The 14,200-nt window shown below is 63.0% G+C and carries 9 protein-coding genes; 7 read left to right on the top strand and 2 right to left on the bottom strand.

The features are described 5' to 3' along the window. The first annotated feature begins 14 nt into the window (after nt 1-14). The 6 genes from ACZ5BO_RS23125 (at nt 15) to ACZ5BO_RS23100 (ending at nt 10,491) form a co-directional block, all read left to right on the top strand. A complete protein-coding gene (locus ACZ5BO_RS23125) occupies nt 15-1,742 on the top strand; it encodes an autotransporter assembly complex protein TamA (protein ID WP_464696585.1) in 1,728 nt (575 codons plus the stop codon). Further along, nucleotides 1,739-5,416: a translocation/assembly module TamB domain-containing protein gene (locus ACZ5BO_RS23120; RefSeq protein ID WP_464696584.1), complete on the top strand. Its 3,678-nt coding sequence runs from the start codon at nt 1,739-1,741 to the stop codon at nt 5,414-5,416. Before ACZ5BO_RS23125 ends, ACZ5BO_RS23120 begins: the two co-directional genes overlap by 4 nt. 322 nt (nt 5,417-5,738) lie before the next feature. Then, the gene (locus ACZ5BO_RS23115) at nt 5,739-6,212 is read left to right on the top strand and encodes a MarR family winged helix-turn-helix transcriptional regulator (protein WP_025126566.1); all 474 of its coding nucleotides are present in this window, start codon (nt 5,739-5,741) and stop codon (nt 6,210-6,212) included. Beyond that, the gene (locus ACZ5BO_RS23110; protein WP_464696583.1) at nt 6,209-7,678 is read left to right on the top strand and encodes an efflux transporter outer membrane subunit; all 1,470 of its coding nucleotides are present in this window, start codon (nt 6,209-6,211) and stop codon (nt 7,676-7,678) included. Before ACZ5BO_RS23115 ends, ACZ5BO_RS23110 begins: the two co-directional genes overlap by 4 nt. Before the next feature lie 15 nt (nt 7,679-7,693). Then, nucleotides 7,694-8,893, top strand: a complete 1,200-nt coding sequence (locus ACZ5BO_RS23105; RefSeq protein WP_464696582.1) for an EmrA/EmrK family multidrug efflux transporter periplasmic adaptor subunit — start codon at nt 7,694-7,696, stop codon at nt 8,891-8,893. Nucleotides 8,894-8,961: 68 nt separating this feature from the next. Then, nucleotides 8,962-10,491: a DHA2 family efflux MFS transporter permease subunit gene (locus tag ACZ5BO_RS23100; protein ID WP_025126569.1), complete on the top strand. Its 1,530-nt coding sequence runs from the start codon at nt 8,962-8,964 to the stop codon at nt 10,489-10,491. A gap of 485 nt (nt 10,492-10,976) precedes the next feature. On the opposite strand, the gene ACZ5BO_RS23095 is transcribed toward ACZ5BO_RS23100, so the two are convergent. Both ACZ5BO_RS23095 and ACZ5BO_RS23090 read right to left on the bottom strand, forming a co-directional pair. After that, nucleotides 10,977-11,729 (bottom strand): UDP-2,3-diacylglucosamine diphosphatase, encoded by a 753-nt coding sequence (locus ACZ5BO_RS23095; RefSeq protein WP_464696581.1) that lies wholly within the window; start codon nt 11,727-11,729, stop codon nt 10,977-10,979. Further along, entirely contained in the window at nt 11,726-12,229 is a 504-nt protein-coding gene (locus ACZ5BO_RS23090; protein WP_025126571.1) for a peptidylprolyl isomerase, read from the bottom strand. The genes ACZ5BO_RS23095 and ACZ5BO_RS23090 overlap by 4 nt, the downstream gene beginning before the upstream one ends. A gap of 271 nt (nt 12,230-12,500) precedes the next feature. On the opposite strand from ACZ5BO_RS23090, the gene ACZ5BO_RS23085 reads away from it, so the two are divergent. After that, nucleotides 12,501-14,198 carry a glutamine--tRNA ligase/YqeY domain fusion protein gene (locus tag ACZ5BO_RS23085; RefSeq protein WP_464696580.1) on the top strand — a complete coding sequence of 566 codons (1,698 nt, stop codon included), beginning with the start codon at nt 12,501-12,503 and terminating at the stop codon, nt 14,196-14,198. The last annotated feature ends 2 nt before the right edge of the window (nt 14,199-14,200 follow it).

Here is a 14,200-nt window from a genome sequence, read left to right as displayed (position 1 = left end):
TAGCATCCGCGCCTATGAAGTTTCCAGGAAGATTTACCAGCGGTTTTTTGCTGTTGTTCACAAGCTGTGCGGCGCTGGCGCAGAGCGAATTGGATGTCAGGGTAAAACCCGCCAATGACGAGCTGAAGGCCAATGTGGAGGGTTACATTGGCGGTGTCGGTGATCGCAATGAAGAGGCCCTGCTGCGGTTCAGCCGGGGAGCTGAAGAGCAGGCGAAGAAAGCTGCCCAGGCCCTGGGCTATTACCAGGCCCATATCGAAAGCGAAGTGCGCGGTGGCGAGAAGCCCCGATTGCTGCTGCGCATCGATCCCGGCGAGCCGGTGCACCTGCGCAATGTGACGATCCGGGTCGAAGGCCCGGCTGCCTCCCTCAAGTCCTTTCGCACCCCCAGCAGCGACCAGCTCAAGCCCGGCGCGGTGCTCAATCATGGCCACTATGAAGACGCCAAGCGCCTGATCCAGAACCAGGCCTCACGCTATGGTTTCTTCAGCGGGCGCTTCACCCGCCAGCAGCTGGCGGTGGATCCCCAGGCCGGCGTAGCGGATATCGAGCTGGTCTATGACAGCGGTCCGCGTTATGCCCTGGGCAAGGTCAGCTTTACCGGCGATTCGTTGTTCGACGAAGACCTGCTGCGGCGCATGGTGCCGTTCAAGACCGGTGCTCCCTATGATTCCGAACTGATCGCCGAACTCAACCAGGCCCTGCAATCCAGTGGCTATTTCGAAGGCGTGCGGGTGGACGCCGCCCCCACCGCCGCCGAGCACGAGGTCATTCCGGTGGCGGTCCAGTTGGAAACCCGCAAGCCCCGGACCATGGGGCTTGGCCTGGGGTACTCCACTGACGTGGGGCCCCGGGTCAAGGCCAACTGGACCCGCCACTGGGTCAACCCCCAAGGCCACAGTTACGGCTGGGAAGCGGAAGTCTCGCAGCCACGGCAGAACGTCGGCTTGTGGTACGACATTCCCCTGGACCCGCCGCTGACCGACAAGCTGCGCTTTGCCGGTGGCTACCAGAACGAAGAACTTGCCGGCACCGACACCTTGAGCAAGCTGCTCACCATCGGACCCGAGTGGCACAGCAAGTTGCCCAGCGGGTGGCAGCGGGTAGTGTCGCTGAAGTACCAGCGCGAAGAGTATCGGCTTGGGGATGACTCCGGCCTGAGTAACCTGCTGATGCCCGGCCTGACCTATTCCTACCTGCGTAGTGACAACCGTATCGATCCGCACAACGGTTATCGCATTCAGTTCGACACCAAGCTGGCCAAGGAGGGCGTGGGCTCCGACACCAACCTGCTGTATGGCACTGTCCTGCTCAAGGGCTTGACCACGGTCTGGGACAACCACCGCTTCCTCGGGCGCGTGCAGTTCGGTGGCAGCGCCACCAACGGTTATAAATCCATCCCGCCCTCCCTGCGCTTTTTCGCCGGTGGTGATCAGAGCGTTCGCGGTTACGACTATCAGACCCTGTCCCCGGAAAACTCCGAAGGCGACCGTATCGGCGGGCGCTACATGGTGGCCGGCAGTGTCGAGTATCAGTACTCCATCGCCGAGAAATGGCGGATCGCGACCTTCGTCGACCAGGGCAACTCCTTCAACAAGCTGGAACTGCCGAACCTCAAGACCGGGGTCGGGATGGGGGTGCGCTGGGTATCGCCGGTGGGCCCGATCCGGGTCGACCTGGCCCACGCGATGAATGATGACGGCGGTATTCGTTTGCACTTTTCCATGGGGCCAGAGCTTTGAAGCGCGGTTTGAAAATAACGCTGCTGGCGATCCTTGCGCTGGTGATCCTGATCATTCTGGCTGTGACGACGGTCCTGGGGACCCAGGCCGGCAGTCGCTGGGCGCTGGGCCTGGTGCCGGGGCTGACCCTGGACAATTTCGATGGCCGCCTGGGCGGGCAGTGGAGTGCCGATCATCTGCTCTGGCAGCAGGAGGGCAACCGGGTCGAACTCGATGCCGTGAAGTTCGCCTGGTCGCCCGCTTGCCTGCTGCGCATGACCCTGTGCATCGAACAACTGGAAGCCGAGCAGGTCAGCCTGCTGTTCCCACCCAGTGCCGAGGCGCAAGATAGCAGCGGCCCGATCAGCCTGCCGGACCTCAAGCTGCCCGTGGCCATCGAACTGGGGCAGGTGCGTGTCGGTAGCCTGCTGTTCAACGGCAGCGAAGAGCTCAAGGGCTTGCAACTGGCGGCGCACTGGACCGCCCAGGGTCTGCAGATCGATGCGCTGCAACTGCAGCGGGACGACCTGAGTCTGGCGCTGTCCGGTCTGTTGCAGCCCGGTGGTGACTGGCCCCTGACGGCCCAGGGCAACCTCGGCTTGCCGGCCCCGGGCGGCGGCCCCTGGTCCTTGGCGCTGAAGGTCGAGGGTGATTTGCTCAAGACCCTGAAGCTGCACGCCGACAGCAGTGGCTATCTGCAAGGACAACTCAGTGGCCAGTTGCAGCCCCTGGTGGAGAACCTGCCAGCCCAGGTGCGCATCACGGCCGATGGCTTCAAGGCCAGCGCCGATCTGCCGGACACCCTGCAACTGGATCAGTTGGAACTCACCGGCAAGGGTGACCTGAAAAACGGCTATCAGCTCAAGGGCAAGGCCAGCCTGCCGGCGGAGCAGGGGCCTGTGGCCCTGCTGCTGCAAGGCAAGGTCGACGCCAAGGGCGCGCAGATTGCCGCCCTGGACCTGAGTGCCAGCGACCAGCAGAGCCTCAAGCTCAGTGGGCAGCTGGACTGGAGTGACGGATTCGCGGCCGAGGCCAAGCTGGCCTGGCTGGACTTTCCCTGGCATCGCCTGTATCCGCTGATCGAGGAACCGGCGGTCAAGGTCCGCAGTTTCAATGCCGAAGTGGCGTACCGCGACGGCAACTACCTGGGCAACTTCAAGGGTGACCTGGACGGCCCGGCCGGTGCGTTCAGCCTGAGCAGCCCCTTCAGCGGCGACCTGACGAAAATCTTCCTGCCCCAGTTCAAGCTGGCCGCGGGCCAGGGCAAGGCCGAAGGCCACCTGAACCTGCAGTTTGCCGACGGCATTGCCTGGGACACGGCCCTGGACCTCTCGGCCATCAACCCGGCCTATTGGCTGGCGGAGTTGCCCGGCACCCTGGCCGGCCCCTTGCGCAGCCAGGGTGAAATGAAGAACCAGCAACTCAAGCTCAATGCCAACCTCGACCTCAAGGGGCGTCTGCGCGGGCAACCGGCGGTACTCCAGGCCAAGGCCGATGGCGCGGGTGAGCAGTGGAACCTGAGTGCGCTGGATATCCGCCTGGGGGACAACCGGATCAGCGGTGCCGGCAGCCTGCAACAGAAGATCGCCGGCCAGCTGGAGATCAAGATGCCGCGGCTGGGCCAACTCTGGCCCGAGTTGCGCGGCCAGCTCAATGGTCGGCTCGACCTGGCCGGCAGCCTCAAGGCGCCACAGGGCAAGCTGGACCTTGCCGGGCAGCAATTGGCCTTTGCCGAAAATCGCCTGCAGAACCTCAAGCTGGATGCCACCCTGGATGGCGCACAAAAGGGCCAGGTGGACCTCAAGGGCAGCGGGATTCAACTGGGCGACACCCAGTTGGGCACCCTGACCCTGGCCGGCCAGGGCGATATCAAGAAGCAGGCGCTGCAACTGGACCTGCAAGGGCCGCTGGTGAAGCTGGCTCTGGCCCTCGATGGCGCCCTGGACCAGGGCAACTGGCGTGGGCGCCTGGTGAGCGGCGAGGTACAGAGCGGAGGCCAGGACTGGAAACTGCAGAACCCGGCGAAGCTGGAGCGCCTGGCCAATGGCACGCTGAACTTTGCCGCCCATTGCTGGGCCAGCGGCGATGCCAGCCTGTGTGGCGAGGACCAGCGGCTGATGCCCGATCCGAAACTGCGCTATCACCTCAAGCGTTTCCCCATGGAAAGCCTGGCCCAGTGGCTGCCCAAGGATTTCGCCTGGAAGGGCATGCTCAATGCCGATGTGCAACTGGATCTTCCGGCCAGCGGCCCCAAGGGGCAGATCATGCTGGATGTCAGCGGCGGCACCTTGCGGGTCAAGGAGAAGGAGCAGTGGCTGGATTTCCCCTATCAGACCCTGAAACTCAGCACCAGCCTCAACCCGCGGCGCATCGACAGCCAACTGCAGTTCGACGGCGGCAAGCTGGGGGAACTGATGGTCCAGGCGCAGATCAATCCGCTGCCGAAAAGCAAACCGCTGTCCGGCGAGTTCCGCCTCAGCGGTCTTGATCTGTCGGTTGCACGGCCATTCGTGCCCATGGTGGAAAAACTCACGGGCAGCCTGAACGGCAGTGGTCGCTTGTCTGGCGGCTTGCTGGCGCCCCAGGTCAACGGCAACCTGCAGCTCAGTGGTGGACAGGTCTCCGGTTCCGAGTTGCCCATCAGCCTTGAAGACCTGCAACTGACCGCGCAGATTGCCGGCGAGAGCGTGCAGCTCAACGGCGGCTGGAAAAGTGGCAAGGCCGGGCAGGGCAGCCTCAACGGCCACATCGCCTGGGGCCGCGCCTTGCTGGTGGATCTCAGCCTCAAGGGCACGCAGTTGCCGGTTACGGTCGAACCTTATGCGGCGCTGGAAGTTGCGCCGGACCTGAAGATTTCATTGCAGGACGACAAACTGGCGATTGCCGGTAAAGTGTTGATTCCCAAGGGCCAGATCACCGTGCGTGAATTGCCGCCGTCGACGGTCAAGGTGTCCGATGACACGGTCATCGTCGGCCAGCAGACTGACGAGGGCAAACCTCCCATGGCCATGGCGATGAACATCGACGTGGAGGTAGGCCAGGACAAGCTCGGCTTTGCCGGGTTCGGCCTGACCGCCAACCTGCAGGGGCATGTGCACATCGGCGACAACATGGACACCCGTGGAGAGCTGTGGCTCAACGATGGCCGTTACCGGGCCTACGGCCAGCGACTGACCGTGCGTCGTGCGCGGCTGCTGTTCGCCGGCCCGATCGACCAGCCGTACCTGGACATCGAGGCGGTGCGCCAGACCGATGACGTGATTGCCGGCATCCGCCTGAGCGGCAGCGCCGAGCAACCGGCGACGCAGATCTTCTCCGAGCCGGCCATGAGTCAGGAACAGGCCTTGTCCTACCTGGTGCTGGGGCGGCCGCTGAGTTCCACCGGCGAGGACAACAACATGCTGGCCCAGGCGGCGCTTGGCCTGGGGCTGATGGGCAGTGCGGAACTCACGGGCGGCATCGCCAAGAACCTGGGCATCCAGGACTTCCAGCTGGACACCCAGGGCAGTGGCAACAACACCAGTGTGGTGGCCAGCGGGGCGATTTCCGAAAAGCTCAGCCTGCGCTATGGCGTTGGGGTCTTCGAACCGGCCAGCACCATCGCCTTGCGTTACAAGCTGAGCAAGAAGGTCTACCTGGAAGCCGCCAGCGGTTTCGCCAGTTCCCTGGACATCTTCTACAAGCGCGATTTCTGACCCCAGCACATGGGGGGTGAAATACACCGCCGCCCGCCGCCCGCCGCCCGCCGCCTGCAGTCGCGGCGGGCTCGCCCTGAAAAGGCTTCGAGGTCCTGGTGGGTGTCGCTGCGGCACTGCCAATCAGCGCCCGCGAGGCCGGCCACGGCCCTGAGCATCAGGCTTTCCTTTCTCGAGCACGACCTCCTTCGGCTGCAGCCCTGCGGCGCCGGACCTTTGATCGTCAAAATAAAGAGCATGCTAATTATTACTTTGACATTCGCTGCCTAGGCAGTAACATCTCGACACACTCTCTCTGCCTAGGCAGCTAATTGGTGGTCAGATGAAACACTTCGAACCGGACGACTTTCACAATTGCCATCTCGGCCTGCTGCTGGGCCGTGCGGCCTTGCTCAAGGACCGGATCATCGACACCCACATGGAACCTCACGGCATCACTGCCGCGCAGTTCAAGGTGTTGATCATCATGGCCCAGTTCGGCGTCGACACCCCGGCCGAACTGTGCCGCCACCTGTCCCTGGACAGTGGCTCGATGACCCGCATGCTCGACCGCCTGGAGCAAAAGGATTTTCTCGCCCGTCGCCGTTCCGAAGGTGACCGCCGCCAGGTGCAACTGGTGTTGACGGAAGAAGGGCAGAAGCTCGCCGATCGCTTGCCGCAGATCGGCGCCGATGCGATGAACGAGCTGGCCGGGGCGATTACTCCCCAGGAACTGCGGACCCTGGAACACATTCTCAAGAAAATTTTGCTGGCAGCCGGTGACCCGATCACCGTCTTGCGGGTAGGTGATAAATGAGCAGTAAAACCTTGCGTGCGCGGACCAGTCTGGTGCTGCTGGCCATGACCCTGGCCGGATGTGCCAACTACAGCGGTCTGAATACCGAGGGCGTCAGCCTGGAGGCGAAAAGCCTCCAGGCCGGACAATCCCTTACGGGGGTGAGCCTGTCACCGGCGGCCTGGCCGCAAAGCGATTGGTGGAAAAGCCTGGGTGATCCACAGCTCGACGGGCTGATTCAGGAAGCCCTGCATGACAGCCCGGACATGCAGATTGCCAGCGCCCGTGCCCACCAGGCCAGCGCCGCGGCCTATGCCGCCGATGCGCAGCGGATGCCGACCCTGGATGCCAGCGCCGGCATCAGCCGTTCGCGCCTGGCCCGTGACCAGGACCCTTCGGGCGTCGGTGGAACCTACGCCACCGTGCGCAATATCGGCGCCAGCTTCAATTACAACTTCGACCTCTGGGGCGGCCAGCGTGCCGCCTGGGAAGCGGCGCTGGGCCAGGCGCGGGCGGCGGAAGTCGATCGCCAGGCTGCCAGCCTGACCCTGGCCGCCGATGTGGCGCGAGCCTACAGCGATCTGGGACGGGCACACATCGTCCATGATCTGGCGGCCGAAGACCTCAAGCGCACCCGGCAGATGCTCGACCTGAGCCAGCGCCGCTTGAACTCGGGGATCGACAGCCAGTACCAGTACCAACAGACCGAAAGCCTCGACGCCACTGCCCAGGCCAGCCTGATCGACGCTGAAAAGCAACTGCAGAGCGCCAAGATCGCCCTTGCGGTGTTGCTGGGCAAAGGGCCGGATCGGACCCTCGATCTGCCCCGGCCCAAGGTGCTGCAAGCCAGCGCGGTGGCCTTGCCGTCGACCCTGCCTGCCGAGCTCCTGGGCCGGCGCCCGGACCTGATCGCCGCACGCTGGCGGGTCGAGGCCGCGAGCAAGGACATCGATGCCAGCAAGACCCGCTTCTACCCCAACCTCAACCTGAGTGCCAGCGCGGGTGCCGAGTCGTTGCTGGGGGATGCGATGTTCGGCTCCGCCAGCCGCTTCTTCAGCATTGCACCGACGATTTCCTTGCCGATCTTCGACGGCGGTCGCCTGCGGGCCAATCTGGATGCGCGAGACGCCGACTATGACCTGGCCGTGGCGCAGTACAACAAGACGCTGGTGACAGCCCTGGGGGACGTCAGCGACAGCATTTCCCAACTGCGTGATATCGGCCGGCAGATCACCGCCCAGCAGCATGCCACCGACATCGCCCAGGACTCCTACAACACGGTGGTCCAGCGGTTCGGTTCGGGTATCGGCAATTACCTGGATGTGTTGAGCATCGAGCAGCAACTGCTGCAGGCCCAGCGCCAGCTGGCCACGCTGAATGCTCAGCAGATTGACCTGTCGATCCAACTGATGCAGGCCCTGGGGGGCGGCTTCAATGCCCAGAACCTGGCTTCGGCCACCCCGTCCCCAGCCCCGCAGCCCCAATAATTCGAGGTATTTGTCATGGCCACTGCCGACACTCAAGCAACACAAAACACCCCGGACGCCAGTAACTCCCGCAAGCGCAAAGTCATGCTGCTGGGGCTGACGGCGATTGTCGTCCTGGGCGGCCTGGGCGTGTTTGCCTGGCACGAACTCTATGGGCGCTGGAATGAAAACACCGACGATGCCTATGTGAACGGCAACGTGGTGGAAATCACCCCGCTGGTCACCGGTACCGTGGTCAGCATCGGCGCCGATGACGGTGATCTGGTGCATGAAGGCCAGGTACTGATCAATTTCGACCCCAACGATGCCCAGGTCGGCCTGCAAAGTGCCGAGGCCAATCTGGCGCGTACCGTGCGTCAGGTGCGCGGCTTGTACAGCAATGTCGATGGCATGCGTGCCCAGGTGGCGGCGCAGAAGGCCGAGGTGCAGAAGGCGCTGGACAACTTCAACCGACGCAAGAACCTGGCGGCCAGCGGGGCAATTTCCCAGGAGGAGCTGTCCCATGCCCGGGATGACCTGACCTCGGCGCAGAACGCCCTGGCCAACGCCCAGCAGCAGCTCAACACCACCAATGCCCTGGTGGACGACACCGTGGTTTCCAATCATCCGGATGTGCAGGCTTCCGCTGCCCAACTGCGCCAGGCCTACCTGACCAATGCCCGTAGCACCCTGATCGCCCCGGTGACCGGTTACGTGGCCAAGCGCACCGTGCAACTGGGCCAGCGGGTCCAGCCGGGCACTGCGCTGATGGCGGTGATCCCCCTGGATCAGCTGTGGATCGACGCCAACTTCAAGGAAACCCAACTGCGGGACATGCGCATCGGCCAGCCGGTGGACATCGAGGCGGACATCTACGGCAGCGGCGTGAAGTTCAGCGGTACCGTTGACAGCCTCGGCGCCGGCACCGGCAGCGCTTTCGCCCTGTTGCCGGCGCAGAACGCCACGGGTAACTGGATCAAGATCGTGCAGCGGGTACCGGTGCGCATCCACGTCAATGCCGAAGAGCTGGCCAAGCACCCACTGCGGGTCGGCCTGTCGACGGTGGTCAACGTCAACCTGCGGGACCAGAGTGGTCCGGTACTGGCCCAGCAGCCGCCGCAAAAGGCCTCTTTCAGTACCAATGTCTATGACCGTCAGTTGGGTGAGGCCGATGCCCTGATCGCGCGGCTGATCCATGACAACAGTGCTGCCATCGGCAAGACCGCCCAGCGCTGATTCGCCAATCCGTCAACTCCGGCCTCCTCTAGAGGCCGGAGTGCCAGCTCTGTTCCAAAGGATTCGCGATGAGCAATAACGCGTCTTTCACGCCCCCCAGCCTACTGCTGAGCACCATTGGCCTGTCCCTGGCGACCTTCATGCAGGTGCTCGACACCACCATCGCCAACGTGGCGCTGCCGACCATTTCCGGCAATCTCGGGGTGAGTTCGGAGCAGGGCACCTGGGTCATCACCTCGTTCGCCGTGAGCAACGCCATCGCCTTGCCCCTGACCGGCTGGCTGAGCCGGCGCTTCGGCGAGGTCAAGTTGTTCATCTGGGCCACCCTGCTGTTCGTGCTGGCCTCGTTTCTCTGTGGTATCTCCACCTCGATGCCGGAGCTGGTGGGCTTCCGGGTGCTGCAAGGGGTGGTGGCTGGCCCGCTGTACCCGATGACCCAGACCTTGCTGATCGCCGTCTATCCACCGGCGAAGCGGGGCATGGCCCTGGCATTGCTGGCGATGGTCACGGTGGTGGCGCCGATTGCCGGGCCGATCCTCGGCGGCTGGATTACCGACAGCTACAGCTGGCCGTGGATCTTCTTCATCAACGTGCCCATCGGGGTGTTCGCCGCCTGGGTGGTGCGTCAACAGTTGAAGGCGCGTCCGGTGGTGACCAGTCGCCAGCCCATGGACTACATCGGCCTGCTGAGCCTGATCGTCGGCGTCGGAGCGTTGCAGATCGTCCTCGACAAGGGCAATGACCTGGACTGGTTCGAATCCAACTTCATCGTCATCGGCACCCTGATCTCGGTGATCGCCCTGGCGGTGTTCGTGATCTGGGAAATGACCGACCGTCATCCGGTGGTCAACCTGCGGCTGTTCGCCCACCGCAACTTCCGCATCGGCACCATCGTGCTGGTGGGCGGCTACGCCGGATTCTTCGGGATCAACCTGATCCTGCCGCAATGGCTGCAGACCCAGATGGGCTACACCGCCACCTGGGCCGGATTGGCAGTGGCGCCGATCGGTATCCTGCCGGTGCTGATGTCGCCCTTTGTCGGCAAGTACGCCCACAAGTTCGACCTGCGGCTGCTGGCCGGCCTGGCGTTCCTGGCCATTGGCCTGAGCTGCTTCATGCGTGCCGGCTTTACCAATGAAGTGGATTTCCAGCACATTGCCCTGGTGCAGCTGTTCATGGGGATCGGCGTGGCGCTGTTCTTCATGCCGACCCTGAGCATCCTGATGTCCGACTTGCCGCCGCACCAGATTGCCGATGGTGCGGGCCTTGCCACCTTCCTGCGGACCCTGGGGGGCAGCTTCGCGGCCTCCCTGACCACTTGGATCTGGATTCGCCGGGCGGATCAGCATCATGCCTACATGAGCGAAAGCATGAGCACCTTTGATCCGGTCACCCGGGAGGCGTTGAACAACCTCGGTGGTGCCAGCACCAAGGCCTACGCGCAGCTGGACCAGGTCCTGACCAGCCAGGCGTACATGCTCTCGACGGTGGACTATTTCACCTTGCTCGGCTGGGTGTTCATGGGGCTGATTCTGCTGGTCTGGCTGGCCAAGCCGCCGTTCGCCGCCAAGGCCGGGCCGGCGTCGGCAGGGCATTGATAGTCTTCGTCGCAGGCGCTGGCGTGCGACTGGGCAGCGTAAGGCTTACTGGCCCCTTCGCCGGCAAGCCGGCTCCTACGGTCGGGAGTCTGTTGTAGGAGCTGGCTTGCCAGCGAAGGCGTCCGCCCGGGCAATGCAAGGCTTACTGGCCCCTTCGCCGGCAAGCCGGCTCCTACGGTCGGGAATCTGTTGTAGGAGCTGGCTTGCCAGCGAAGGCGTCCGCCCGGGCAATGCAAGGCTTGCTGGCCCCTTCGCCGGCAAGCCGGCTCCTACGGTCGGGAGTCTGTTGTAGGAGCTGGCTTGCCAGCGAAGGCGTGCGCCCGGGCAATGCAAGAATTGCTGGCCCCTTCGCCGGCAAGCCGGCTCCTACGGTCGGGAATTTGTTGTAGGAGCTGGCTTGCCAGCGAAGGCGTCCGCCCGGGCAATGCAAGGCTTGCTGGCCCCTTCGCCGGCAAGCCGGCTCCTACGGTAGGGAAGACGTCCGTTCAGGGCGAACTGGGTAACGCCAGTTGCGTCGGTACGAAATCGAATGCCGTCAGCTGGAAGCCTTGCTCATCCACCTGCAATACCCATCCCTGACGGTCCCAATCCCCCAGCACGATGCGCTTGGTGGCTTGTTCGCCAATCTGCAGCTTGTGGATCGCCGGACGGTGGGTATGACCGTGAACCAGGGTATGCACCCCGTGTTCCTGCATCACCCGTGGCACTTCGTCCGGGGTCACGTCGACAATGTCGTTGGCTTTCATGCGGGTCTGAGCGCGGCTCTCGTTGCGCAGTTTGCGCGCGAGCTTGCGCCGGGTGCGCAAGGGCAGGTGGCGAAGGATCCACAGGCTCAGCGGGTTACGCAGGTAACGGCGCATGCGCATGTAGGCTTCATCGCGGGTGCACAGGCTGTCACCGTGCATCAGCAGCACCGGCTCGCCATAGAAGTCGACGACGCTGGGGTCTTTGAGCAGGGTGGCACCGGCCGCCTTGCAGAAGGCCTGGCCGAGCATGAAGTCGCGATTGCCATGCATCAGGAAAACCTGAGTACCGCTGTCGCTGAGCGTGCGCAATGCCTGGCAAATGGAAAGCTGGTAGGGGGTCATGGCATCGTCGCCGATCCATACCTCGAAGAAATCCCCGAGGATGTACAGCGCCTCGGCGGCGCGGGCGCGCCCACCGAGTAAATCCAGAAACGCCCGGGTAATGTCCGGGCGTTCTTCTTCCAGATGCAGATCTGAAATCAGCAGTATCACTCAATGATCTCGGCTTTCTCGATGATCACGTCTTCCGCAGGTACGTCCTGGTGGCCGGACTTCATGGTGGTGGCCACGCCTTTGATCTTGTCGACGATTTCAGTGCCGGCGATCACCTTGCCGAATACTGCGTAGCCCCAGCCTTGCACGGTCTTGCCGCTGTGGTTGAGGAAGCTGTTGTCGGCAACGTTGATGAAGAACTGCGCGGACGCAGAATGCGGCTCCATGGTGCGGGCCATGGCGACGGTGTACTTGTCGTTGGAAAGGCCGTTGTCAGCTTCGTTCTGGATGCTTGGACGCTTGTCTTTCTTTTCTTTCATGCCAGGTTCGAAGCCGCCGCCCTGGATCATGAAGTTACCGATGACGCGGTGAAATACGGTGTTTTCATAGTGACCGGCTTTCACGTATTCGACGAAGTTGGCCACGGTCAACGGGGCTTTCTCGGCGTTCAGTTCCAGCACGATCTCGCCGTGGTTGGTGGTCAGTTTGACTTGGGTCATGGTCGGTACTCTATATAAGGAAAAGCGTTTTCAAGAAAAACTTCGGGCTCGGGGGCTGGCAAGCGGCCCGGGCCGGTTTGGCCATCCAACAGCCAAGGTGCGCAGTTTAGCGTGACAGCCACGAAATTCGAGGCTGTTTTTTCACTTGCCTGCTATTAATAGCCGCAGTTTTAAAGTTCCGCTCTGTCAGGCACTTGACAGCATCGGCTATGATATCCGTTTTGATTTGTCAGGCCGCACCCGGCCGCGCACTTGTACGTTCAAGGATCCTATGAGCAAGCCCACTGTCGACCCTACCTCGAATTCCAAGACTGGACCGGCCGTTCCGGTCAACTTCCTGCGCCCGATTATCCAGGCGGACCTGGACTCGGGTAAGCACACGCAGATCGTGACCCGCTTCCCGCCGGAGCCCAACGGCTACCTGCACATCGGTCACGCCAAGTCGATCTGTGTGAACTTTGGTCTGGCCCAGGAATTCGGTGGCGTTACCCACCTGCGCTTCGACGACACCAACCCGGCCAAGGAAGACCAGGAATACATCGACGCTATCGAGCGCGACATCAAGTGGCTGGGCTTCCAATGGTCCGGCGAAGTGCGCTATGCCTCGCAATACTTCGACCAACTGCACGACTGGGCAGTGGAACTGATCAAGGCGGGCAAGGCCTATGTCTGCGACCTGACCCCTGAGCAAGCCAAGGAGTACCGTGGCAGCCTGACCGAGCCGGGCAAGAACAGCCCGTTCCGCGAACGCGCTGTGGAAGAGAGCCTGGACCTGTTCGCACGCATGAAGGCCGGCGAGTTCCCGGACGGCGCACGGGTGCTGCGGGCCAAGATCGACATGGCTTCGCCGAACATGAACCTGCGCGACCCGATCATGTACCGCATCCGCCACGCTCATCACCACCAGACCGGTGACAAGTGGTGCATCTACCCCAACTACGACTTCACCCACGGTCAGTCGGATGCCATCGAAGGCATCACCCATTCGATCTGCACCCTGGAGTTCGAAAGCCATCGTCCGCTGTACGAATGGTTCCTCGAGCACCTGCCGGTGCCGGCGCACCCGCGCCAGTACGAATTCAGCCGCCTGAACCTGAACTACACCATCACCAGCAAGCGCAAGCTCAAGCAATTGGTGGATGAGAAGCACGTGAATGGCTGGGATGACCCGCGCATGTCGACCCTGTCGGGCTTCCGGCGTCGTGGCTACACCCCCAAGTCCATCCGCAACTTCTGCGAAATGGTCGGCACCAACCGTTCCGACGGCGTGGTGGACTTCGGCATGCTCGAATTCAGCATCCGTGACGACCTGGACCACAGTGCCCCGCGCGCCATGTGCGTGCTGCGTCCGCTCAAGGTGGTGATCACTAACTATCCGGAAGGCCAGGTCGAGAACCTCGAACTGCCGCGTCACCCGAAAGAAGACATGGGCGTGCGGGTGCTGCCGTTCGCTCGCGAAATCTACATCGACCGTGAAGACTTCATGGAAGAGCCGCCAAAAGGCTACAAGCGCCTGGAGCCGGCCGGTGAAGTGCGCCTGCGCGGCAGCTACGTGATCCGTGCCGACGAAGCGATCAAGGACGCCGACGGCAACATCGTCGAGCTGCGCTGCTCCTACGACCCGGACACCCTGGGCAAGAACCCTGAAGGGCGCAAGGTCAAGGGCGTAATCCACTGGGTGCCGGCGGCTGCCAGCGTCGAGTGCGAAGTACGCCTGTACGATCGCCTGTTCCGTTCGCCGAACCCTGAGAAAGCCGAAGACAGCGCCAGTTTCCTGGACAACATCAACCCTGACTCCCTGCAAGTGCTCACTGGTTGTCGTGCCGAACCCTCCCTGGGCAACGCACAGCCGGAAGACCGTTTCCAGTTCGAGCGCGAAGGCTACTTCTGCGCGGATCTCAAGGACTCGAAACCAGGTCAGCCGGTATTCAACCGTACCGTGACCCTGCGCGACTCCTGGGGTCAGTGATT

Source organism: Pseudomonas sp. FFPRI_1, assembly GCF_055384485.1.
The sequence above is the reverse complement of the archived record's forward strand: the minus strand, read 5'-3'. Positions and strand labels throughout refer to the sequence as shown.